The sequence below is a fragment of the Flavobacterium fructosi genome (assembly GCF_042787335.1).
GTDB lineage: Bacteria > Bacteroidota > Bacteroidia > Flavobacteriales > Flavobacteriaceae > Flavobacterium > Flavobacterium fructosi.
Genome location: NZ_JBHZQA010000006.1, coordinates 101,145 through 126,434 on the forward strand (window position 1 = coordinate 101,145; position 25,290 = coordinate 126,434).

At 33.0% G+C, this 25,290-nt stretch carries 23 protein-coding genes; 7 read left to right on the top strand and 16 right to left on the bottom strand.

Going from position 1 to position 25,290, the window contains the following annotated elements:
* Positions 1-44: 44 nt before the first annotated feature.
* The 13 genes from ACFX5D_RS10945 to ACFX5D_RS11005 form a co-directional block, all read right to left on the bottom strand.
* Positions 45-776, bottom strand: coding sequence for a 3-keto-disaccharide hydrolase (locus ACFX5D_RS10945; protein ID WP_379852012.1), 732 nt, complete (start codon positions 774-776; stop codon positions 45-47).
* Between the two features lie 37 nt (positions 777-813).
* On the bottom strand, positions 814-2,271 hold the full coding sequence (locus tag ACFX5D_RS10950; protein ID WP_379858231.1) for a Gfo/Idh/MocA family protein: 1,458 nt from the start codon (positions 2,269-2,271) through the stop codon (positions 814-816).
* 79 nt (positions 2,272-2,350) lie between these two features.
* A complete protein-coding gene (locus tag ACFX5D_RS10955) occupies positions 2,351-2,725 on the bottom strand; it encodes a c-type cytochrome (RefSeq protein ID WP_379858232.1) in 375 nt (124 codons plus the stop codon).
* 18 nt (positions 2,726-2,743) lie between these two features.
* Positions 2,744-3,796, bottom strand: coding sequence for a sugar phosphate isomerase/epimerase family protein (locus ACFX5D_RS10960; RefSeq protein ID WP_379858233.1), 1,053 nt, complete (start codon positions 3,794-3,796; stop codon positions 2,744-2,746).
* A 38-nt stretch (positions 3,797-3,834) separates the two neighbouring features.
* Positions 3,835-4,998 (bottom strand): Gfo/Idh/MocA family protein, encoded by a 1,164-nt coding sequence (locus ACFX5D_RS10965; protein ID WP_379858234.1) that lies wholly within the window; start codon positions 4,996-4,998, stop codon positions 3,835-3,837.
* Positions 4,999-5,008: 10 nt separating this feature from the next.
* Positions 5,009-6,712 (bottom strand): GMC oxidoreductase, encoded by a 1,704-nt coding sequence (locus ACFX5D_RS10970; RefSeq protein ID WP_379858235.1) that lies wholly within the window; start codon positions 6,710-6,712, stop codon positions 5,009-5,011.
* A 57-nt stretch (positions 6,713-6,769) separates the two neighbouring features.
* The gene (locus ACFX5D_RS10975; protein ID WP_379858236.1) at positions 6,770-7,333 is read right to left on the bottom strand and encodes a gluconate 2-dehydrogenase subunit 3 family protein; all 564 of its coding nucleotides are present in this window, start codon (positions 7,331-7,333) and stop codon (positions 6,770-6,772) included.
* Positions 7,334-7,835: 502 nt separating this feature from the next.
* The gene (locus ACFX5D_RS10980; protein WP_379858237.1) at positions 7,836-9,026 is read right to left on the bottom strand and encodes an ATP-grasp domain-containing protein; all 1,191 of its coding nucleotides are present in this window, start codon (positions 9,024-9,026) and stop codon (positions 7,836-7,838) included.
* 15 nt (positions 9,027-9,041) lie between these two features.
* Positions 9,042-9,872, bottom strand: coding sequence for a type 1 glutamine amidotransferase (locus tag ACFX5D_RS10985; protein WP_379858238.1), 831 nt, complete (start codon positions 9,870-9,872; stop codon positions 9,042-9,044).
* A gap of 42 nt (positions 9,873-9,914) precedes the next feature.
* A complete protein-coding gene (locus ACFX5D_RS10990) occupies positions 9,915-11,021 on the bottom strand; it encodes a carboxylate-amine ligase (RefSeq protein WP_379858239.1) in 1,107 nt (368 codons plus the stop codon).
* Positions 11,022-11,143: 122 nt separating this feature from the next.
* The gene (locus ACFX5D_RS10995) at positions 11,144-12,091 is read right to left on the bottom strand and encodes an ATP-grasp domain-containing protein (RefSeq protein ID WP_379858240.1); all 948 of its coding nucleotides are present in this window, start codon (positions 12,089-12,091) and stop codon (positions 11,144-11,146) included.
* Positions 12,092-12,140: 49 nt separating this feature from the next.
* Positions 12,141-12,854 carry an esterase family protein gene (locus tag ACFX5D_RS11000; RefSeq protein WP_379858241.1) on the bottom strand — a complete coding sequence of 238 codons (714 nt, stop codon included), beginning with the start codon at positions 12,852-12,854 and terminating at the stop codon, positions 12,141-12,143.
* A gap of 296 nt (positions 12,855-13,150) precedes the next feature.
* Positions 13,151-13,555, bottom strand: coding sequence for a glyoxalase (locus tag ACFX5D_RS11005; protein ID WP_379858242.1), 405 nt, complete (start codon positions 13,553-13,555; stop codon positions 13,151-13,153).
* 69 nt (positions 13,556-13,624) lie between these two features.
* On the opposite strand from ACFX5D_RS11005, the gene ACFX5D_RS11010 reads away from it, so the two are divergent.
* Positions 13,625-14,008, top strand: a complete 384-nt coding sequence (locus ACFX5D_RS11010; RefSeq protein WP_379858243.1) for an acyl-CoA thioesterase — start codon at positions 13,625-13,627, stop codon at positions 14,006-14,008.
* Positions 14,009-14,124: 116 nt separating this feature from the next.
* Here the strand turns inward: ACFX5D_RS11010 and ACFX5D_RS11015 are convergent, their stop codons facing one another.
* Together ACFX5D_RS11015 and ACFX5D_RS11020 are read right to left on the bottom strand one after the other, a co-directional pair.
* Complete coding sequence (locus tag ACFX5D_RS11015; protein ID WP_379858244.1) at positions 14,125-15,384, bottom strand: mechanosensitive ion channel family protein; 1,260 nt, start codon at positions 15,382-15,384, stop codon at positions 14,125-14,127.
* Positions 15,377-15,661 carry a DUF3817 domain-containing protein gene (locus ACFX5D_RS11020; RefSeq protein ID WP_379858245.1) on the bottom strand — a complete coding sequence of 95 codons (285 nt, stop codon included), beginning with the start codon at positions 15,659-15,661 and terminating at the stop codon, positions 15,377-15,379. Before ACFX5D_RS11020 ends, ACFX5D_RS11015 begins: the two co-directional genes overlap by 8 nt.
* 103 nt (positions 15,662-15,764) lie before the next feature.
* Here ACFX5D_RS11020 and ACFX5D_RS11025 point away from each other — a divergent pair, with 103 nt between their 5' ends.
* The 4 genes from ACFX5D_RS11025 (at position 15,765) to ACFX5D_RS11040 (ending at position 20,784) form a co-directional block, all read left to right on the top strand.
* Positions 15,765-16,292 (top strand): DUF6155 family protein, encoded by a 528-nt coding sequence (locus ACFX5D_RS11025; RefSeq protein WP_379858246.1) that lies wholly within the window; start codon positions 15,765-15,767, stop codon positions 16,290-16,292.
* A 107-nt stretch (positions 16,293-16,399) separates the two neighbouring features.
* The gene (locus ACFX5D_RS11030; protein WP_379858247.1) at positions 16,400-17,944 is read left to right on the top strand and encodes a DEAD/DEAH box helicase; all 1,545 of its coding nucleotides are present in this window, start codon (positions 16,400-16,402) and stop codon (positions 17,942-17,944) included.
* Positions 17,945-18,088: 144 nt separating this feature from the next.
* The gene (locus ACFX5D_RS11035; protein WP_379858248.1) at positions 18,089-19,426 is read left to right on the top strand and encodes a DEAD/DEAH box helicase; all 1,338 of its coding nucleotides are present in this window, start codon (positions 18,089-18,091) and stop codon (positions 19,424-19,426) included.
* Positions 19,427-19,521: 95 nt separating this feature from the next.
* Positions 19,522-20,784 carry an NAD(P)/FAD-dependent oxidoreductase gene (locus ACFX5D_RS11040; RefSeq protein WP_379858249.1) on the top strand — a complete coding sequence of 421 codons (1,263 nt, stop codon included), beginning with the start codon at positions 19,522-19,524 and terminating at the stop codon, positions 20,782-20,784.
* 30 nt (positions 20,785-20,814) lie between these two features.
* On the opposite strand, the gene ACFX5D_RS11045 is transcribed toward ACFX5D_RS11040, so the two are convergent.
* Positions 20,815-22,044 carry a multidrug effflux MFS transporter gene (locus tag ACFX5D_RS11045; protein WP_379858306.1) on the bottom strand — a complete coding sequence of 410 codons (1,230 nt, stop codon included), beginning with the start codon at positions 22,042-22,044 and terminating at the stop codon, positions 20,815-20,817.
* A gap of 198 nt (positions 22,045-22,242) precedes the next feature.
* Between ACFX5D_RS11045 and ACFX5D_RS11050 the strand changes: the two genes are divergently transcribed.
* Entirely contained in the window at positions 22,243-23,079 is an 837-nt protein-coding gene (locus ACFX5D_RS11050; protein ID WP_379858250.1) for a helix-turn-helix domain-containing protein, read from the top strand.
* A 212-nt stretch (positions 23,080-23,291) separates the two neighbouring features.
* Positions 23,292-24,794 (top strand): aldehyde dehydrogenase family protein, encoded by a 1,503-nt coding sequence (locus ACFX5D_RS11055; RefSeq protein ID WP_379858251.1) that lies wholly within the window; start codon positions 23,292-23,294, stop codon positions 24,792-24,794.
* Positions 24,795-25,290: the final 496 nt, after the last annotated feature.

Below are 25,290 nucleotides of genomic sequence, written 5' to 3' on the forward strand. Positions count from 1 at the left end.
TTTTTAGTTTTGGTTTTGGTTATTTTTTAATGTTAAACAACAGCTTACATTCCGGCCTCACATCCGGTTGTAATTTTCATCGTATTCCATTCTTTTATCTGAATGTTTCTAAACCACACATGATCTCCGTGATCTTGTAATGCAATTTTACCTTTTTTGAATGCAGCGAAACCAGGCCAAGAAGCAAATTTACTTCCTGCTACCAATGTTTTAAAATTAGCATCCCAAAGTGTAGTTTCAACTACTTTTACGCCATTCAATAACATTGTCAGTTTTCCGAATTTACATACAATGTCAACAGAATTCCATTCGCCTACTGGTTTCACCGGCTCTGAATAACTTTTGATTAAATCATATAAGTCACCTGCACGATGTTTTGTTATTTTTCCGTCAGGGTGACCTTCATTATCCAATACTTGCATTTCTAAACCGGTTTCATAAGTATTTTTGAATTTTGTTAGATCCTCGTTTACAAAGAAAATAACTCCGCTGTTTGATTTTGCGGCAACTTTCCATTCTAATTTCAAATGAAAATTTGTGTATTCTAAATCGGTTACTAAATCCCCACCTTGACCCTCTTTTGATGCTGTAGGATCAAAATGCAACACACCTTCTTCTACTTTCCATGCGGAACCTGCAACAGCTTTTCCATAAGAATGCCATCCTGTAGTGGTTTTACCATCAAATATCGATTTAAAACCTTTAGGTATCGCTTGAGCGTTTGTTGTTTGAATCATTATAAAAAGTATTAATGAAGTACAAATATTTTTAATCATTTTTCCATTTTTTTATATTTATTAATTGACTGTTGGGTTATAACGTTAACGCTTTCCAACCCTGACGATACTCGCGTTTCACAAATCGATTCACTTCATCAAAATTTGTAATTTTCATATTGTCATTATCCCACAATAATTTTGCAGAACGTCCTGGATAAACCTCTTCACCAAGCTCATCGCGCTTAATATCATATCCTCTAATTGCTAAATTTGCCATTAGTAATGCTTCTGTTAAAGGGCCTGCAATTTCAAAAGGAGAGCTAAGTTCTTGTTTTCCATAACCAGCTATCGAGGCTTCAATCCATTGCTTGTAATGTCCATCTGCTCCATCTTTTACTCGGGCGTATTTTTGAGCAATATTGATATTTTCATTTTTGCTAAGAGGAAGTAGACGAGGATTTAAACCATACGTATCGCACATCATTTTCCCTTTTGTACCTGTGAACAGTGTTCCATTTCCACCGTCTCCAAAAATTTCATTTGGTCCTAATTCAGAAGGCCTTTCTGGTTGGATTCCTCCATCCATCCAGTGTACTGCTATATCACCATTTGTTTTTTCTGTTTTTGGAAATGTCAACGTTACGTGGCTTGAAGGTGGGCAACTCTCCGAAAAATAGCCTCTTTGAAATTCGTCTACGTACACCGAACCAACACTACACTGAACATCTTTAGCATATTTAAGGTTTAACACACTAAATGGAGCTTCCAATAGGTGACAACCCATATCTCCTAAAGCACCTGTTCCGTAATCCCACCATCCGCGCCAGTTGAAAGGCACCAATTTATTTACATATTCTTTATAAGGAGCTGTTCCCAACCACAAATCCCAATCTAATTCTTTAGGAATATCTGCTTTATTTGCTGACCAAGGAATACCTTGAGGCCAAACTGGACGGTCTGTCCAAGCGTGAATAGTATGAACATCGCCTATTAAACCTGCTTCATACCATTCTTTCATGATACGGGTACCATCATTTGAAGAACCATGATTCCCCATTTGTGTAACCACTTTATATTTTTTAGCTGCTTGTGTCAAAATACGAGCTTCGTAAATATCATGCGCCATCGGTTTTTGCACATACACATGTTTTCCTAATTGCATGGCTGCCAGTGCTTGAATTGCATGGTTATGATCAGGAGTCGATACAGAAACGGCATCGAAATTTTTGTGTTCCTTATCTAACATTTCACGCCAATCTTTGTAAAATTTGGCTTTTGGAAATGCAGTGACGCTTCCCGCGGCTCTTCTGGTATCAACATCACATAAAAATGAAATATCGGCCTTTCCGCTTTTGGCAAACATTGTAACATCATATTTTCCTTGTCCGCCAACACCTATACTAGCAATAGACAAGCGATCGCTTGGTGCAACAAATCCTCGACCCAAAACATGGCGAGGTACGATCATAAATGCTGCTGCTGCAATGGCTGTTGTTTTAATAAAATCACGACGGTTGTTCGTGATTTGATTTACTTCTTCTTTTTCTTTCATTTAATTTAATACGGTTATTTGGTGGTAATAAAGTGATCTGATAAACGCCTGGATGCTTTAATGTAATTAATTTTTAAAACTACTTTTTTAGAGATAAAATATAAGTAGCCATTGTTTTAGCATCAACCTTCTTTAGTGATGCATGAGCTGCCATCGGGATAGTTCCCCATACTCCAGCGCCACCTTTAATTATTTTGCCAGACAAATAATTGATATTTTTTTCAGTAGCGGCATATTTTTTTGCAATGTCTAAATAGGAGGGACCTATAAGTTTCTTATCTAATTTATGACAACCAACACAATCAGATGTAGCAATTAATTTTTCGCCACCTGATGTTTGAAAGATTGTGTTAGATATTCTCGTCGCTTTACTATATTTTGTATCTAAATTACCATTAGAAAACGAGGTCAGGCTTACTAAAGCTATTCCAAAAAAGATATATTTTAATTTCATTTTTATTCTATTTAAATTTTATAATCCCAAGTTTTTTCTGTTAAATGCGCGATTCGTTTCGACAGCTGCAAAATCATCGAATGCTTTATCTGTAACTTTTATAATGTGTTTCTTAATAAATTCAGCACCCTCTCGGGCTCCATCTTCTTGATTTTTAAGGCAACATTCCCATTCCATCACTGCCCAGCCTTTATAATCATATTGTGCCAATTTGCTAAAAATCGTTTTAAAATCAATTTGGCCATCTCCAGGAGAGCGATATCTTCCCGCACGGTTTTCCCAACTTTGATACCCTCCAAAAGTTCCTTGCTTTCCAGTTGGATTAAATTCGGCATCCTTTACATGAAAGGCTTTTATTCGTTCGTGATAAAAATCGATGTATTGTATATAGTCCAACTGCTGTAATACAAAATGTGATGGATCGTATAAAATACAAGCTCTCGAGTGATTATTTACAGCTTTCAAGAACATTTCGTAGGTTTCTCCGTCAAATAAATCTTCTCCTGGGTGAATTTCGTAACAAAGGTCAACACCATTTTGATCAAACTCATTTAAGATGGGTAACCATCGTTTAGCTAATTCAGCAAAACCGTCTTCGACCAAACCCGGAGGTCTTTGAGGCCAAGGGTGAAAATATTGCCAAAGTAAAGAACCGCTAAATGTTGCATGTGCATTCAATCCTAAATTTTGAGATGCTTTGGCAGCAAATTTCAATTGCCGAACTGCCCATTCCTGTCGTGCTTTAGAATTCCCATGTACATTTTTTGGAGCAAATGCATCAAAAAAATCATCGTAAGCAGGATGAACTGCCACCAACTGACCTTGTAAATGTGTGGATAATTCGGTTATTTCTAAACCGTAAGAAGCAATTTTACCTTTTAGTTCATCAGCATAAGTTTTGCTTTCTGCTGCTTTTTGTAAATCGATGAATCGTGTGTCTAATGTTGGCATTTGTATACCTTTAAAACCTAAATCGGCAGCCCATTTGCAAATCCCATCTAAGGAATTGAAAGGAGCTTCATTACCAATAAACTGAGCTAAAAATACCGCGGGGCCTTGTATTGTTGTCATATTATTTTTTTCTAAAACTTTTATGGATTCCTATTTTATTACAGAATATAGGGAGTCCATTTTTTATCAGATTGTGAAGATGTTACTACGTTATCTATAAATGCCATTCCTCTTAATCCGTCTTCAACGGAAGGGAAATCTAACATCTGAGCAGTAGGCTCTATGCCATCTAATTTGCACCCAAGTGTTAATGCAAAATTACGGTAGATATTAGCAAAAGCTTCTAAATAGCCTTCGGGATGCCCTCCTGGAGTACGACAATTATGAGTTGCAAAGGAGGATAGATGTGCATAATTAGATCCTGCTCTTAAAATCTGTGTCGGTTCATCCAGCCACTTTACGATCAGAGTATTGGGATCGTGTTGTAACCATTCGATGCCCCCTTTTTCACCATAAACTCTTATTCTCAAAGCGTTTTCTTCACCAGCAGCAACTTGTGATGCCATTAAAACTCCTTTGGAACCATTGTCAAATTTCAGCATTACAGCACCATCATCATCCATTACACGTCCTTCAACCAGTGTATTTAATTCTGCACATACATCTGTAATCTTAGATCCTGTAATATATTCTGCTAAATGAGCTGCATGCGTTCCAATATCTCCCATTACAGAACTTTTTCCCGCCTTTGTTGGATCCGTTCTCCAAGCAGCTTGTGCATTTCCTTCCCTTTCGGATAATTTACTTAACCATCCTTGAGGGTATTCTACCCAAACTTTTCTTATGTTTCCTAATTTTCCTTCTCTTACCATAGCTTTTGCCTGTTTCACCATTGGGTAGCCAGAGTAGGTGTGTGTCAAACACAGTATCAAACCTGTTTCTTCAACTTTTTGTTTTAATAATTTTGCTTCTTCAAGTGAAAAAGTAATTGGTTTTTCTATCACTACATTAAATCCATAATCCAAAGCCATCATCGCTGGCGCAAAGTGTGCAAAATTTGGTGTAACAATGGTCACAAAATCCATCCGTTCATTAGCTGGTAGTGCAGCCTCGGCTTTAAACATTTCTTCATAATTTAGATAGGTTCGTGATTCGGCCAGAAATAAGGCTTTACCAGATGCTACCGCAGTTACCGGATTAATACTTAACGCACCACAAGTTATTTCTATAAGGCCATCCATATTAGCGGCTAAGCGGTGAATGGCGCCTATAAATGCATCTTGGCCACCACCAACCATACCCATTTTTAATTTTCTATTCATCTTTTGTTTACTAAATATTGCCTTTTTTTAATTCTTTTACAGCATAATCGCACGCTCGCGCCGTCAATGCCATAAATGTAAGTGATGGATTTTGACAAGCTATAGAAGGCATGCAAGAACCATCGGTAACAAATACATTACTTACTTCGTGCATTTGATTCCATTTATTTAATACTGAATTTTTAGGATCATTACCCATTCTGGCAGTACCCATTTCGTGTATAGCCATTCCAGGGTAGCAATCATTATCGTAAGTTTTTACATTTTTGATTCCAGATGCTTCAAGCATTTCGGCTGCATCATTCATCATATCTTCACGCATTTTTGCTTCGTTCTCCTTATATTCACAATCGATTGCTAAAACAGGTTGTCCCCATTTATCTTTTTTGTTGTGATCGATATATACTTTATTTTCGTAATACGGTAACATTTCGCCAAAACCACCTAAGCCCATATTCCAGGAATCAGCAGGAAGTGACATACTATCTTTGAAATCACCTCCAAAAGCTAATTCGGCAACTTCTTTATGCCATAATCCTCTACTTGCTCCACCTTGATATCCAAAACCTCTTAAATAATCTCTTTTATCATTTCCTACGTTTTGGTATCTTGGAATATAAATTCCGTTAGCTCTCCTACCATACGTGTATTTATCTTCAAATCCTTCCGCTGTTCCCTCTGCTCCACAACGGAAATGGTGGTCCATCAAATTATGTCCTAATTGTCCGCTCGCATTTCCCATTCCATTAGGATGAGCATCTGAAGTTGAATTTAGCAAAATGAAAGTTGATCCCAAAGTTGAACCATTTACAAAAACAATTTTGGCATAAAACTCCATTGTTTCATTTGTTTCTGCATCAATTACCATTACACCTTTTGCCTTTTTGGTATCTTTATCATAAATTATATGATTTACAATAGAGTAGGGTCTTACCGTTAATCTTTTGGTAGCCATCGCCGCTGGCAATGTAGCTGATTGTGTGCTGAAATATGCGCCAAACGGACAGCCGCGACTGCATAAATTTCTATATTGGCAACTACCACGACCATTATGAGGTACGGTTAAGTTTGCTGTACGCCCAATCGTCATAATTCTTGACTTATTGTAGTGTTTCTCAATTCTTTCTTTTACTGATTTTTCGACACAGTTCATATCCATTGGCGGCAGAAAATGACCATCTGGCAATAAAGGCCAATTTTCATTTTGACCGCTAATACCGGCAAATTTCTCTGCGTAATCATACCATGGAGAAATATCTTTATAACGGATAGGCCAGTCATTACCATGACCATCTTTTGCGTTATCTTCAAAATTATGATCACTAAAACGATAACTTTGACGACCCCACATTAAAGATTTTCCACCGACGTGAAATCCTCTGTACCAGTCAAAACGCTTGTCTTCAGTATAAGGACATTCAATATCATTTACCCACCATTTTTCAGTAGCTTCATTGTAAGGATAATCTCTTGTTTGAACCGGATGCGTTGCCTTTTGCTCCTCTGTAAGTTTACCTGCATGCTGAAATTCCCATGGATCCTTCATTGCAGATTCATAATCCTTAACATGCTCGATGTTCATTCCGCGTTCCAACATCAAAACTCTTAATCCTTTTTCGGTAAGCTCTTTTGCAGCCCAGCCACCACTAATACCGGATCCTACAACAATAGCATCATATGTATTTTGTTTTTTTAAATCAGTATTTATATTCACTTGTAGTATTTTTTTTAATTTTTAAAATATTTTATGATAGCCGATATCAATATGAAATTAGTTTGTAGCCCATGCTTTCTGTCCTGGTGTATATTCCGCACTTCCATCATATCTGCCAGGAACAGGAAGGTACTCTCGTGCTTGCGTACAACCTATTTCTGATGAAAAATAACCTAGGATAGTTAAATCACGCGCAATCAAAAAGAAAGAAGGAGCCTTATCATTGGCGATAGTCTCATTTTTTAAGTCAGTCATTATTTTCTGACGCTCTTCAATTGACATCGCCAAGAAATCTTTATTAAAGTTTTTCAAACATTTTGCCTGCATGTCTTTCATCCCAATAGCAAAAATTTCTTGCATTTTTGCTGGATAGCAATCTCTAATCATCATAGGAATAAAAGTCCCGACTCCCGCTGCTTTTGCTCCAGGTGATGAAGCTGTAGTAGGTATAATGATATCGGCAAATTCAGCGAGCAACTCTTCATCTGTGGCCGAAAATGAAACATGATTCTTTTCGATTTCAGGTAAAGTAAAACTTTCAAATAAAACGCCCATCGAGGTTACTGAAATTGCGCTTCCCATCAAAAACGCAACATTTTTAAGTGCTTCTCTTCTATTCATTTATCAAATTGTTAGATATGTCTATTATTTTAAAGTAAATATGTAATTATTACAACCTTTCAATATTACTAAATTTACTACTATAATCGTAAATTTTTATATGGAAGTATGGAATTATTATCAAATAATTATTATTTTTTGATAATTTAATCTATATGTTTATAATTTTTGATTGGATACAATTTTATATTGCTATTTATGCAACTAAAAAAAAATACTTTAATTATTATTACCATAAAAAAAGGTCTAGTAATTAATAAATTATATATATTTTCTTGTTAATTAAATTTTAAAATCAATAAATTTGATTTCATTGCTTAAAAAAGAAACAATAAGAATAGTGTTTTACCTTAAAAAAGTAGTGCAATAAAAAACCATTAAAATTTTAGATAAAAAATATTTAACAAGAAACGAAAATATTAAAAAAAATAGAATGTTTAGAAAATATAAAAAATGGTATTACTAATACAAAATGCCAGTGATATTAAATAGAAAAATACCTTTATCGCTCTAACAATCCTATAGTACCACCAACCCAATCTTTGTCCTTATTGAATTTAACACCTATCATTTCCCCCCTACTTAATCGCACTAAATTACTAAGTAGAGTAGGAGTAGTATCCTCTTTTTTCCAAACACAAAGTACACGAACTTCGGCTTTTACTTTTCCTTCGAGAGATTGAACAATTGGAATATAGTTTACTTTTTTCTGGAGAATATAAAGCTCTTTTTCGACCACCGCTTCGATATCTTCTTTTTTTACGTGAAAAATCACGCCTGTTCCTGAAAATGAGAATAAAGGTTTAAGTACATAATTTTCTAAATCCTCCGGGATTTCTTTCAAATCACTTAACAAAGTGGTTTCTATGAAATATTTTCCTTTTAAGAAAGGTAAAATAAACTTACTGATTCTGAAAAACCAATTAGGATGCCCTGCCCATTCTACATCTAAATCATCTGAAAAATGAAAGTTTAGTTTCAAATCAGTTCTCAAATCTAATTCATCAAAAATAACGCGATTATAAATTCGTTTTACCAGAATTTCAACACCATTTTCATTTTTATAGAATAGCTTTTTTTCTTTTTTTATTATTTCGGTGACGCAAACTATTGGAATGCCAATATCTCTTTCGCAGTAATAAAAGTCAATTTTTGTGTTTTGCTTTTCCGGTTCAATTTCAAGCAGAATAACATTTTCTTTAGGATGCTTGTTACAAATAACTTCTTCCAGAATATTGAAATATTCCTGTGGTTCAATTCCGTTAAAGAATGGCGTAAATTCACTAAGAAAAGGATAATGATTTTTGAATTTTTCATATAAATTAAACTGATAATTATATAAAGATGGGAAGCCTTGTACTTCAATTAATTTAGGAATAACTACACCATATTCTTCACAAATTCCAAAATCAATAGCTAAAAAGGAAGTGTGTTCATCTTCGTTTGGAACTTTATGATTTAACTCTAATGCTTTATTAGTAAGATTCTTAAAGTTATCTTGTTTAATTAAAGCTATAACTTCATTGCATCCTTCAACCAATTGTGCTTTTAATTCATTTGAAATAAAAAAAGGCGTTTCGGCTAATCGAAAAGTCGGTAAATAATTAAAATCAGAAGCAATATCATCTTTAAATTCTTGATATTTTTCATCTGTAAATTGAGTATTAAATAACTCTCGATATTTTGAAATCATACAGTATTATATTTATTAATTAGATAACATTTTCTTTGTTTTCATCAAATCATTTATGGCCATTTTAAGAAAGTTAGGAATTAAAGTTTCGTTGGTTCTGTATATTTTATCATCATCCATTAAATCTTCAAGCATATTTCTAAACTTCTTTTTGCCTTTCATATTTTTGATCTTTTCTTTCGCTTCTTTATTTCTCAAGTGTGAAACGAAGCTTATCGGATCAGCTTCCGGGTGAAATTGCGTACCTACAAAATAGTCCGTGAATCGAACCGCCATAATCGCGCGTTCATATTGTACATTATCTCTTATTTTTTCTAAAGAAATAATTTTGGCTCCTTTTTTAGCAAAAACACTCAACTTAGGTTGTACAACTTGATAATCCCTGGAATCGATTCCATAAAAAGGATCTGCTAATCCTTCCAATAAGGGGTCAGTCAATCCTTCTTTGGTTTTATGTATGGTCATTACCCCAAAAGAAGTGTCGTTTCTTTTTGTGACAGTAGCCAAACCAAAATGTAGACAAGCCATTTGAAAAGAATGACAAATAAACAAAACATGTTTTTTTACACTATTTTCTGCATTCCACTTACTCAAAGAGTCAATAAATTCATAATATTTCTTATCCCATTCTCCATCACCTAGTAATGGATTTCCTGGGCCTCCGGTTGAAATATAAATGTCGAATTTTTTAATTTCGGGTAATTCACATTTAACTCTGACCTCAAATATTTCGAAACTCACAACAGAATTAAATCTGCTGATAATATCAATAATACAACGCATTCCCTGATTTGGAACTCCATTGTACATATCTAATAGTGCTATTTTTACAATTTTATTGGACATACTTCTACATTAAAAAATCAATCTGCAAAGGTAATTTTTATTTTACAACCCTTTGATAAATTCCCCGGTAATAAAATCAACCACCTTGGAAAGATTGCCAGTTTCTTCAAAAACGGCCAACTGTTTATCGGCTCCAGTTCCGGTTTTTAAAATTTCATGGACATAATTAATGTCTTCTCGACTTCCTAATTCATCTACAACATCATCAATAAAATCAAGCAATTCCAAAATCAGCATCTTAGTTTCTACCTCTTTTTGCAATCCAAAATCAATCATATTGTTATCAATTCCGTATCGGGCTGCACGAAATTTATTTTCTTTGATCAAGGCTAATCTGTAGATATTAAAACTAGTGTTATTCATGTTAAGTTTGTACAATTTGGCTACAATTCCCTGAATAATTGCAACGATACAAATTGTTTCATCTACGGTTAAACACATATCACAGATTCTAAATTCAATAGTATTGTAAAACGGATGCAAACGTAAATCCCACCATATTTTTTTAGGATTGTCAATACAATTGGTTTTGATTAAGGTGTCTAAATAATTTTGGTATGCTGCAACAGAATCAAAATATTCAGGTAATCCTGTTCTAGGGAATTTATCAAAAACTTTGGTTCTAAATGATTTGTATCCCGTTTTTCGACCTTCCCAAAATGGAGAATTTGTCGAAAGAGCAAAAATATGAGGCAAAAAGTAGGTCGCCTGATTCATCAATTGCAATCCAATTTCCCGATTTTCAATACCCACATGACAATGCATCCCAAAAATTAAATTAGAACGGGCTGCATCTTGCAATTCATTCACAATATCATGATATCTGGGATCATCAGTTATGGGTTGGTCTTGCCATTTAGAAAAGGGATGTGTTCCGGCACCGCCAACGATTAGATCCTGTTTATCGGCTAATTCAACGATTTTAGAACGTAAAAATTTAATTTCACATTTGGCTTCCGCAACACTTTTACAAATATTGGTTCCAACTTCTACAACAGATTGATGCATTTCTGCCTTGACTTGCTCGTTTAATATTATTTTGGCACCATCCACAATTTTAGATAAATGGGAGCGCAAGTCTCTTGTATCAGGGTCTATAATTTGATATTCTTCTTCAACACCTAGTGTAAAAACTGGTAATTTTTTCATTATTTTATTTTTTTAGGAGCTAATTCCCGCTTTCCGTTACAATCTTTGTAGGCCTTAAAAATTAGGCCCACAAAGGATTACCACTTTAATCGGGGCTAGGGCATTTCGTAATTTATAAAATTTCATTTCCCAGCAACAGCATCTTTTATAAAAGTTCCCCAAGTGAGATTCATTTTACCCGGTTTTTGCTTTTTTGCGGCAGCAATTGCCATTTTTGCAGCTTCTTCAACCACCCATTCAAAGTTCTCGGCACCAACCGATGTCAATTCGGCGTCAGGAGCAGGATTTCCAAAATCTATTGCATAAGGAATTCCATCTCGTACCGCAAATTCAACCGTATTAAAATCATATCCCAATCCTTTGCAAAGTCGTAAAGTATAGTCTTTTATAGTTGCTAATAATTTTTTATTTGTTGGTGGTCCATCGATTACATAGCGCAAATGATGAGGATTTCTTGGTTCATATTGCATTATTCGCACGGCTTTACAACCCAAACAATATACTCTGAAATATTCTGTAAAAACGATTTCTTCTTGTAACATCATCACTAATTGTCCTGTTTCCTGATGCTTTTCCCAAAATTCTTCTTTACTTTCTAAACGATATACATTTTTCCAACCGCCTCCGGCATACGGTTTCATATAAGCAGGAAAGCCTAAGTAATCAAAAATCCCTTGCCAATCCATAGGATATTTCAAGTTTCGGAAAGATTTTCCAGTCGTATCCGTAGGATGTTCCGCTGAGGGGAGAATTACGGTTTTGGGCAATGGAACTCCAAGCGTATCAGCTAATGAATTATTGAAAAATTTATCATCTGCGCTCCACCAGAAAGGATTATTAATAACGTTTGTTCCTGTTAAAGCGGCGTTTTTTAAATAGGCGCGATAAAAAGGGACATCTTGTGAAATTCTATCGATAATCACAGCGTATACGCCATCTATATTTTGAACTACTTTATCAATAGCAACCGCTTCAGCAATAATTCCTTTTTCATTTTTTGAGTTTACGCGGTCAATAAATGCTTGTGGGAAGGTATCTTCCATTCCAAATAAAATTCCAATTTTTTTCATCCCCTAATTTTTTAATTACATAATACTTAATTCTCGCAACTTTATAATTTTAAAAAAATTTAATCCTTGATATATAAAGAGGAAACATTTCTTTCCAGATTGGCCAGTCATGATTTTTATCTTGACGAATATCGAGCCACTGGTGAATGTTTCTTTCACTTAAAACCTTGCTTAATTTTAGATTAGCATCAAAACAAATATCCCAATTAGAAGTTCCCAAAACGATATCCATATTCCATAATTCCTTATCGTTTAATCCAAATAAATAATCTTCGGGACTGTTATAAAACACATCATCATTGTGAAAACCATCCATAAAGCTCTCAATAGTAAAAGCACCACTCATAGAAAACAGATGGCTGACATATCCTGGATGACGAAAAGCAAAATTTGCCGCATGATATCCTCCAAAACTGCAACCGGCCATAACCACTTTTCCTGATGAAGTGTTATTTTTTACTTTCTCGACAATTTCGTGACAAATCATTTTATCATATTTAACATGATTTTCTATGCGATGTTCAGGATGAATATTTTTATTGTAAAAACTGTCTTTGTCAATACTGTCGGGACAAAATATTTGGATTAAACCTCGCTCAATGAACCATTTTGCGGAATCAATCAACCCCATATCCTTATTTTCATGAAAACTCCCCATAGATGTGGGAAATAGAATTATGGGATATCCCGCATGCCCAAAAACCAACATTTCGATATCTCTACTTAGATGTGGGGAATACCATTTGAAATATTCTTCCTTCATAATTTTAATTTTAACAATTATAATAATAAAAATCGAGTAAAAATCATAAAAGATTGAGCCTAACTAATAATTATTAGATAAAGCAAAAAATAGTATTAAATGGTAATGAAATTATAATTCTTATATAAATTAGGACTCCTTTTTTAAACTTTACGCAAAATAAAATGAGACCTTATACATTGATTTTTTAAATACAATGTTTAAAAGAGAGTAAAAAACTAAAATTTAATGCCAAATATGTTCTTAATATAATAAAATAGCCAAATGAAGCTTTTAACAATCATTACAACTAAAGTTTATGAATTAACATTTGTCTCCATTATTTTCACTTGACTTTTTAATCTTTCGATAAGCATACTCATCATTCTTTTATTGAGACTGGAAGAATTTTTTTTATATTCTGCGTACTCATCGGTAGTGAATAATCCGATAATCATTCCTTTTAAGACATTTCTGAATTTGATGTCTTTTTGGATTGCATTTTCTATTATAGACATTTTTTTTTCAGTCGTTTGGGAATAAAAATCAGTTTTATTCTTTTCAATATAATTAATAAAGGAAGCTGTAAACAAATCGTTTTGCAACTTTAAAATAGGTCTAAGCACTTCATTTTGAAAAGATTCGTCTGATGAAGATTGAGCATTGACACTACCAATTGTTTGTCCCCTAAAATTTTTTAAAAAAGTATCGCGATCGTTCATAGTTTTTTCTTTAAAAATAAAAAAAAATAGAATATGAAAATGCTATTTTTGCTCTTATAAATTATTAATATGAGATTTCACACCAGAAAATGGGTAAAACCCGAAGACTTGAACCCAAATGGTACTTTATTTGGCGGCAAATTACTAGCTTGGATTGATGAAGAATTAGCTTTATATACCATTATTCAATTAGAAAACACAAGAATTGTAACCAAACACATGTCGGAAATTAACTTTAGAAGTTCCGCAAAACAAGGCGATATTATAGAAATAGGTATTGATGTTGTAAAATTTGGAAATACGTCGCTTACGCTAAAATGCGAAGCCAGAAATATGATGACTCGAGAAACAATCATCTCAATTGATCATATTACAATGGTTAGTTTAGGCGCTGATGGAAAACCAAAAGCACACGGAAAAACCGAAATCGAATTTATAAAAGATCGTTTGTAGTTAGGCGAGATAAAGATTTAATTTAAAAAATCAATTAAGCATTGCAATAATCAATTCCTTTTTTGTCTACATAAATAGGATCACATTGTATATTTTTCCTATAAAAACTTAAGAAATTACTCCGCTATAAATTTATTATGAGAAGGTAATTCAAAGATTTCCAAATCAAAATAAGGAATAGATGCAATTATATGATCAAAAATATCGGACATGATATACTCGTAATTTTCAAATCGTTTGTCATGAGAAAATGCATAAACCTCAAGAGGAACTCCGTGTGAAGTAGATTGCAATTGACGACAAAGCATCAACATATCTTTATTTAATCCGGGATATTGATGAAGATATTCCGTGATATATTTTCTAAATAATCCAAGATTAGTGAGATTACGACCATTAATAGCAATTGTCTTATCAATTTTATGACCGGAATTAAAATTATCAATTTCTAATTTTCTAGAATCAATGTACTCTGAGATCAGCTGAATTTTTTTTAGTTTGTTTAATTCATCTTCTTCCAAAAATCGAATGCTACTTGTTTTAATAAGGATATGTCTTTTTATACGTCTCCCATCTGAATTTAGCATTCCGCGCCAGTTTTGAAAAGAATCAGAACTCAAACTATACGTTGGAATTGTAGTAGTGGTATTGTCAAAATTTCGAACTTTTACCGTTGCCAAATTGATTTCAATCACATCTCCGTCTGCACCAAATTTGTCCATTGTAATCCAATCGCCAATGCGAACCATGTCATTTATAGAGACTTGAACGCTAGATACAAAACCTAAAATTGTATCTCTGAAAATCAAAATTATCACCGCAGATACGGCTCCTAAAATGGTTAAAAGCTCTTTTTGGTCAATATCAAATAATTTGGAGATAATTAATGTAATTCCGACCATCCAAAGAGCAATCATAACCACCTGAATAAAGCTGTCAATGGGTTTATCACTGTATCTGGGCTTTAGTTTTAAATAATCTCTTAAAGCGTTAAAGATGGTTCGAATAATCCATAAAACCAAAATAACAATATAAATCCCCACCAATTTACCAAAAACCCCTTCCCAATATTCATATCGATCTAATATAATAGGAACTGATTTATAAATGAATAATAACGGGATTAAATGGGCAATGTACTTTGCCGTTTTATTAGTTACTAGTAAATCGTCAAATTTAGTTTTGGTTTTCTGAGCTATTACCATCATGACCGTTACTAATACAAGTCTGAATACTAGATAAATGGCATATGCCAATAAGCAGAGAATGGCAATATTTAGAAGTAAACTCAGATAAGAGGCAAAATTGCTTCCTAATCCCCATTTTTTAAATATTGGATATAAAAAAGTGAATAATTTCTCTATGAATTTATACATTTTTCAGGTATTTTTTATCTACGTAAAAAGTGCCCAACGGAATTAAAGAGGCTATTAGAATAATTGTAAAGTTTTTAATATCCCATTTTTGAGATTTTTTCAATAAAAAAGCCAATATAATATATCCTATAAATAGTATTCCGTGACTCATTCCTATAGGATAAAGCAACGTTTTGTAAAGTGCTAAATTTGTAGGCTTGATAAAAAGCATATTCGAAAATAAAACTAGATAAGATATTCCTTCCAGAATTGCTGTAATCTTGAAAATCTTGAGCATTTACTATATTTTTGATTGATAATGTACAAAAATAAGTATTATCATTGATTTTTAATCTATTGAATCCTAAAGTAATTTACTTTTGTATTCTTAAACTTTGATAATGAGCAAGCGCGATTTAAAAAAATATTTGACAGAACTCAATAAAGAACAACTCGAAGAACAAATTATCGAATTGTACGAGAAATTCAGCCCCGTCAAAGTGTACTATAATTTTGTTTTCAATCCAAAGGAAGAAACCCTTTTGCAGGAATGCAAACTGAAAATCTCAAATGAATATTATCCAGTAAAAAAAACAGGAAGACGAAGTAAACCAAAAATGAGACGATCCGTTGCTCAAAAATACATCAAACATTTTATTCTTTTGGGGGTAGATCCTTTTATAATTGCCGATGTAATGCTCTACAATATTGAAATTGCACAAACTTTCTCTTCAGAAAATATCGTAAAGCCAGAATTATTTTTCAAAAGTATGTTCAATTCCTTTGAACAAGCAGTAATATTTTTGATTGCTAATGGAATTATAAATGATTTTAAGACAAGAATTTTATCTATTCATAATCAATCCATTAAACAAAAATGGCACAATGAAACCGAGTTTAATGCGATAATAGAGCGATTGGATTACTAAGGTGTTGTATAATTCTATTTTATTTAATGACTCCTCTTTTTTTTTAATTAAAATTGACAATAAAACTGTTTTTTAGGCGTATTTTTGCAAAAATCCAACAAGAAGCAATGTCCCAAAACACTTTAGAAATCGAAATCGAAGACAAAAAAGAACTTTATGCCTACCAAAAAGGAGACATAGATGCTATCTTTGAACGTATCGACAATGGACCTCGTCAACATCATTTGTTATACCAACTGCCCACTGGTGGAGGAAAGACAGTCGTTTTTTCTGAAATCGTGCGACGTTATTTGTCAAAACATGACAAAAAAGTAGTTGTTTTAACACACAGAATAGAGCTTTGCAAACAAACTTCAAAAATGTTGAAGGGTTTTGATGTCAAAAACAAAATCATCAACAGCAAAGTAAAAGAACTTCCAGACCAAAACGATTATTCTTGTTTTGTGGCCATGGTAGAGACATTAAAAAACCGAATCAATGATGAAAAATTACATTTAGACAATATTGGTCTTGTAATTATTGATGAAGCACATTACAACTCCTTCAGAAAATTACTAAGCTCTTTTAAAAATGCTTTCATATTAGGAGTAACAGCAACACCGTTGAGTTCGAATATTAAATTGCCAATGCATGAAAGTTATGATGAATTAATTGTAGGAGATACTATTAGTTCACTAATTGATAAAGGCTTTTTGGCAAAAGCAATTACCTATAGTTATGACGTGGGATTGACCTCGTTGAAAGTAGGGATAAATGGAGATTACACCGTAAAATCATCGGATGATTTATATACCAACATGGCCATGCAGGAAAAATTATTGCATGCCTATACCGAGAAATCTTTGGGAAAGAAAACCCTGATTTTCAATAATGGTATCAATACCTCTTTGTATGTATATGAAACTTTTAGAGAAGCCGGTTATGAAATTCGCCATCTTGACAACACCAGCAATAACGAAGAACGAAAAGATATTTTACACTGGTTTAAGAATACTCCGGACGCTATTTTAACATCCGTTGGAATTCTTACCACAGGTTTCGATGAACCTACAGTAGAAACTATTATTTTGAACCGAGCGACAAAATCTTTAACACTTTACTATCAAATGATTGGTCGTGGTTCTAGAAAACTGCCCAATAAAGATATATTTAATGTTATCGATTTAGGAAATAATGCTGCCCGATTTGGGTTGTGGAGCGAACCGGTAAACTGGCAACATATTTTTAAATCACCTGAGTTTTATCTAGAAAATTTACGTGATGATACGGAAATCGAATTGTATTTCAAATATTCAATGCCCCCAGAATTACGCGCTAAATTTAGTAAAACAGAAGTAGTAACTTTTGATGTTGATGAGGAACATAAGTTAATCATTGCATTAAATTTACGCTCAAAAGAAGTGCTGGAAAAATCATTGGAACAGCACGCTGCCATGTGTGTTGACAATTCGGAGACCTTACAAGAAGCCAAAGCATTAGGCAAAATGTTAGATGATGATATCGATTGTCGTATCAAGCGCTATTCAAAATGTTTAAGTCAGTGCAGTAAAAATTACCGCGAGTGGCTTGTTGACGATTACAAATTAAAGTTAGTATTGTTAACTGGTAAAAAATATCGTGAAAAGATAATGAATGAACCTGATGAAGATTAATATTTCTTTTTTAAGGAGCTAATCCCGCTATTTGTTACAATCTTTTATTTTTTAAAGAAAAAATAAAAGGATTTACACGGCTATCGGGGCTAAAAATCACGTTTACAAAACAACTATTTTTATAAAATTATAAAATCCAAAAAAATGTCAAAACAATTCTCTGATTTAGGAATTTCTACTCCCATATTGAATGCAATTTCTGATTTGAATATTGTTGTACCAACAGAAATTCAGCAAAAAACAATTCCGTTACTATTATCAAACACAACTGATTTAGTGGGTCTTGCCAAAACTGGAACTGGAAAAACAGCGGCATTTGGATTACCCATTTTACAATTAATAGATACCAATTTATCTACTATACAGGCAGTAATTCTTGTACCTACAAGAGAATTGGGGCAACAAATATTTAAGAATTTAGAATCGTTTGCTAAATTCCTGCCTGAAGTTTCAATTGTAGCAACTTGCGGAGGAATACCAATCAAGCCACAAATAGAAAGACTTTCTGTACCTACACATATTGTGGTGGCTACACCTGGACGTTTAATAGATTTGATTCAGCGTAAAGCGATAAACTTAAAAGAAACCAAATTCCTAGTTCTTGATGAAGCCGATGAAATGGTTACCATTTTGAAAGAAGGTTTAGATGAAATAATTGCCGAATTACCTATATCCCACAAAACCTTTTTGTTTTCAGCAACCATGCCTGGAACCATTAAGCAACTAATTCAAAATTACCTAAATAAAAATGTGGTGCAAGTTAGTGCTAACATGGAAACTGTAGGAAATCAAGGAATTGATCACGAATATATTGTAGTTAATCCTATTGAGAAACTCGATGTTTTGATGCATTTTCTAAATTCAAAAGAAGGTGAACGCGGTATTATTTTTTGTAAAACGAAAGCAGCGGTCAATAAATTAGCTAAAAATTTGGCAATCAACCGTTTTTCATCTGGAGCATTGCATGGCAGTTTATCGCAAGGAATTCGGGATAGAATTATGGAACAATTTCGTGAAGGCCATATCAATATATTAGTAGCCACTGATCTTGCCGCGAGAGGAATAGACGTAAAGGAAATCTCATATGTAGTCAATTACCATCTACCGGACGTTTATGAAACTTATGTTCATCGTAGCGGAAGAACAGCCAGAGCAGGAGCAAAGGGGCTTTCCTTGACGGTTTTACAAGAAGAAGAAGTTTCTGAAATTGCAGATTTCGAAAAAGAGTTAGGAATCAAATTCACTCAATTCAAAAAGCCAACTGTTGCCAGTATCGACGAAAACAATACCCTTTTATGGGCAAAGCAAATCTTTAAAACGAAACCTAATCACGATATTGATTCGGAACTTAAAAATAAAATTAAAACCGTTTTTCATCATTTGACAAAAGATGAATTAATAGAAAAATTATTGGCTAATTATTTGTTACAACACAAAAATGAACCATCAGAAAAACCAGTTAAAAGACAAAAAATGAATTAAATTTTATACGTTTTTTAATACTTATTATATTTAATTGCATCTATAAATAGAGTATATTTATAGATGCTTTTTTTATGAATAATACATAACACTATATGGAAATTGTAATAATTGGAGGTGGATTTGCAGGATTAAATCTTGCTAAAGAACTTTTAAATCAAAAAGGAATTCACGTTACATTAGTTGATAAAAACAATTATAATTTCTTTGCGCCTCTTATATATCAAGTAGCTACTGCTTTTTTAGAACCTTCAAGCATCAGCTATCCCTTTAGAAAGTTTTTTGCCGGTAAAAAAAATCTACAATTCCGCCTGGGTAACTTACTAAAAGTAAATCCTTCCGAAAATAAAATCATTCTCAGTAATGGTGAATTACAATATGATTACTTAGTTTTTGCCACTGGAGCCGAAACGAGTTATTTTGGAATGGAAAACGTAAAGAAAAATGCTATTCCAATGAAAACGTTGAATGACGCAATAGTAATGCGCAATACATTGCTTAAAAACTTAGAAAAAGCAACGATTTGTAAAGACATTCGCGAACGCAGAAAATTATTAACTATTGTTGTTGCCGGTGGTGGTCCAACAGGTGTAGAAGTTTCGGGTATGCTTGCAGAGATGAGAAAAAATATTTTACTGAAGGAATATCAGGAATTAAGTACTACTGCAAGTAATATTTATCTGGTTGACGGAGCCAATGCTTTATTGTCCCCAATGAGTAAAGCCTCGCAGGAAGACACATTGGAAGCCCTGACAAAATTAGGTGTTGTAGTAAAATTAAATACGACAGTTGTTGATTATATTGACGATACTGTATATTTTGGAAATGGAGAAACAATTCAAACAAAAAATTTAATTTGGGCTGCTGGAGTTTCTGCAAAAGTTTTCGAAGGAATTCCTTCTGAAAGTTATGGTCGAGGAAAAAGAATGACTACTGATGCCTTTAATAAAGTTAACGACACTAAAAATATCTTTGCAATAGGCGATACTTGCATCCAACTTACAGATACATATTTCCAAAATGGTCATCCGCAAGTAGCACAAGTTGCGATTCAACAAGGTCTAAATTTGGCTAATAACTTTAAATTAATGAACCAAAACAAGCCATTAAAACCTTTTAAATACAATGACAAAGGATCTATGGCTATTATTGGAAAAAATAAGGCTGTAGTTGATTTACCCAAACCAAAAATGCATTTTAATGGATTTTTTGCTTGGATAATTTGGTTATTTATTCACCTAATTTCATTAATAACGTATCGCAACAGGGTAAAAACATTTTTTAATTGGATGATTGCTTATTTCGCAAAAGATCAGTCTTTGCGCATGATCATCAGACCCGATAAAAAAATAAAATAGAATTAAAATAAGACTAAATTAGATTCAATATTAATGAAGTATTGCAACACCCTCATCATGCGAAGTTGTAATAGTTTTTTTTATGTTTCGTTTTCCAAGAATTAAAATCAATAATGCCAAAAGTGTTGTAAAGGTCATAATCACAACCATAGGCAAAATAGTATCTTTTACAAAAACACCAACTGCAAAAGATGCCAAAGCGCCCAGCCCTAACTGAATAGCACCCATCAAAGCAGAGGCACTTCCTGCATTTCTTGAAAAAGGGGCAAGGGTAAGTCCTGCTGTATTAGGATTTGATATTCCTAAACAGGCCAGAAATAGAAACAACATAGTAATTGTTCCGTACAAATTTAACACACTATTTATGGACAGTAAAAGAAATAAAATTACAATGACAGATTGCATAATTAAAGCACCAAAAATCATTTGTTCACTTTTGAATCTATTTAACAAAACAGAATTCAGCTGGCTGGCACTGATAAAACTCAACGACATAAAAGCAAATATCCAACCATAAACTTTTGCGTCCACTTTAAAAATATCCATAAATATAATAGGAGAAGCCGCTACATAAGTAAACAATCCGGAAAAAGCTACTGCTCCTGTAAAAGCATAGGTATAAAACTGAGGTTCTTTTACAATGCTGATAAAATTTGTAATAATCGGTTTCGGTTTTAAGGAAATCGAAATGTCCGGTTTATAAGTATTTGGCAAACCAATTTGGGCAGCCAAAAGAATCAAAATTCCCAAGCACATTAATATAAAAAAGACCGTATGCCAACCATAATCAGCTGTTATGTAACCGCCAATTGTAGGCGCTAACATTGGCGAAAGCCCAACAACAAGCATCAATAAGGAGAATACTTTTGGAATATCTTTAAGAGGAAATAAATCCCGAACCATAGATACAGAAGCTACAGTCGCAGCACAACTGCCAACAGCCTGAATAAATCGTAAACCAATAAAAGTATCAATATCCTTGACAAAGACACAACCTAAAGAGGCTAAAATATAAACTAACAATCCCAGAAATAACGGTTTTTTTCTACCAAAACGGTCTAACAATGGACCATAAAGTAATTGTCCAGCGGAAATTCCAATAAAATAGCTAGACAAAGTCATAGAGACATTTGCAACCGAAGTATTTAAATCGGCAGCAATTCCTGCAAAACCGGGTAAATACATATCAATTGAAAATGGACCAAGTGCTGTTAATGAACCTAAAATTAATATTAATTTTATATATTTTGTCTTTGTGATTGCAATATCAGTCATGAAAATTGAACTTTTTTAATTTTTTTTGCAAAGGTAAATATTAATGAATCGAATCAAACAACAATCGTTACTAATATTAAGTATTGCAATGAATCGATTTGAAATAAAATAAAATAAATAGCAGGTACAATTGTAATTGTAACCATAAATATGAAGTACATTTATGGCCTTTAAAATTTTAAAATGGCCATAGAAAACATACCTGAAATATATTTGAATACAAATAAATCAAAAAAAGATTTATTTGTATATGATTTTAAGATGACTAATAATGTTGTTAAAAGCAAGGTCAATTTAAGTATGAATATGTTTAGTTTTCTACAAGTTGGTAAAAAACAAGTTCATTTTGCCGACACATCAATAGCCGTAAACAAAGAACAATCGTTGTTACTTAAAAAGGGAAACAGCCTTTGGACCGAATTATTGGATAAGAATGATATTTATTATTGTAAGCTTTTGTTTTTTTCTGAAAATAAACTCATTGAATTTTTAATTAAACACACGAGTAACACAGCCTCAAACAAGGAAGAAATCCCTTATTTTGTTATTGAAAATGACACTTATATTTTGTCTTATTTGAATTCGTTATCTGAAATAAGCGGTTCAGATACTATTTATATGGAAAATTTACTGGCTGTGAAATTTGAAGAAATAATGCTTTATCTTATTCATAAATACGGATCTAAATTTGAATTATATCTGCATTCCTTAATTTCAAAAGAATCTTATTCATTTAAAAATATAGTGGAGAGCAATATAAATTCAAATTTAAAGATTGAGGAAATTGCCTTTTTATGTAATATGAGTCTTTCTACTTTTAAACGCCATTTTATAAATGAGTATAGCATGTCTCCCGGTAAATGGCTACAGGATAAGCGCTTACAAAACGCAAAAAAGACATTGCAGGAAGGAACTTTAAAACCATCAGATATTTATTTAGATTGTGGGTACAACAATCTTTCCAATTTCAGCATTGCTTTTAAAAATAAATTTGGAATAAGTCCAAAAGAAATTAAATAACAGATTTTATTTAGATTAACTAACTATATTTCAATAGTTTAATGCTTAATATTAATAATTTTAGTAAGGTGATAAAATATATTTGAACTTTTTTAATAAGTATTTGAACTGTATCGGTAACTCTATGCAACTACTCTCTCCTTAAATTTGCAACATAGTTTAATACCTGTTTTAGGTCTTAAATTACAATTGTTTAATTTAAAAAAATAATTATGGCTAATGTAACAAAACCAGTTTTTAAAGAAAAATATGGTAATTTTATTGGAGGTAAATTTGTAGCACCTGTTAAAGGTCAATATTTTGACAACGTGTCACCAGTTGATGGAAAAGTATTTACTCAAGCAGCACGTTCTACTCAAGAAGATATTAATCTTGCGTTAGATGCTGCACACGAAGCTTTTCCTTCTTGGAGCAAAACTTCTGCAACACAAAGAAGTAATATGTTGTTGAAAATTGCACAAGTAATGGAAGACAATTTAGAATATTTGGCAACATTGGAAACCATCGACAATGGAAAACCAATTCGTGAAGCCCGCGCAGCTGATATTCCTTATTGTGTCGATCATTTCCGCTATTTTGCAGGTGTAATTCGTGCTGATGAAGGTAGTATTTCTGAACATGATAAAAACACAGTAAGTATTGTTTTACATGAACCAGTAGGCGTTGTAGGTGAAATAATTCCTTGGAATTTTCCATTATTAATGTTAGCATGGAAAATTGCTCCGGCTTTAGCAGCAGGAAATACAGTGGTGGTTAAACCAGCAGAACAAACACCAACGAGTGTTATGTGTTTAATGGAACTGATAGGTGATATTTTGCCAGAAGGTGTATTAAACATTGTTACCGGATTTGGTAATGAAGCAGGAACCGCATTAGCAACTTCAGATCGTATTGCTAAATTATCCTTTACAGGATCTACGGAAACCGGACGTAAAGTATACCACAATGCTGCCGAAAATATAATTCCCGTAACAATGGAATTAGGTGGTAAATCTCCAAATATTTTCTTCCCATCAGTGGCGGATCATGATGATGCTTTCTTCAGTAAAGCAATCGAAGGTGCCCTTATGTTTGCCTTGAATCAAGGTGAAATTTGTACTACTCCATCACGAATTTTAGTGCATGAAAGTATTGCTGATAAATTTATCGAAAGAATGTTGGAACGAATCAAAAAAATCAAAGTAGGAAATCCATTGGATCCTGAAACGATGATTGGCTCTCAAGTTTCTAAAGGTCAAATGGATAAAATCCTTGGATACATCAATATAGGGAAAGAAGAAGGAGCAGAAGTGTTATCAGGTGGTGCTGCCGGAAATCATGAAGGCGATATCGCTAATGGATATTACATTCAACCGACGATCTTGAAGGGAAATAACAAAATGCGTGTTTTTCAAGAAGAAATCTTCGGACCAGTGGTAGCTTTGACTACTTTTAGTTCTACTGAAGAAGCGATTGAAATTGCAAATGATACCATTTATGGTTTAGGTGCCGGAGTTTGGAGTAGAGATGCTCATGAATTATTTCAAGTACCAAAAGCAATTCAAGCGGGTAGAGTTTGGGTAAACCAATACAATACTTATCCTGCTCACGCACCGTTTGGTGGAGTTAAAAAATCAGGTTTTGGTCGTGAAAATCACAAATTGGCATTAGACCATTACCGTCAGGTAAAAAACATGTTGATTTCTTACGATAAAGAACCAGTTGGTTTCTTTTAATCAATATTTAGATTATAATTTGTAGATAGACCCCGGACTTGTCCGGGGTTTGTTGCTTTAAAACTAGATGCTAATTTTACATAATTGCTATTTTATTTAGTAATAACATGATTGCAGATATTTAAAGCGGACCAATATAATATTTTTTAAAGAACAGCATTTAATTATAAATGCACTATGTAAAAAAGGTATAACGTAGATTGCGTTTTATACTTTATAACGAACAAAATAACAAACAAGGCTTTTTTATAAATCATTATTTTTTCCTAAAACTACAATTAGAGCAAATAGACCAATAATTAAAACAAATTTTTTTAAAATTGGAGTTATGAAAATGTTTGTTTCTTTGAATAAAGATAAACAGTCCTATATTTCAATGTAGTTTATTGAACTATAATTTATATTATGTAAAATAGAACAATACAGATTATATAAATCATTAAAGCTAACTAAAATAAAAAAGCACTACTTCACAGTAATGCTTTCAAAATTATAA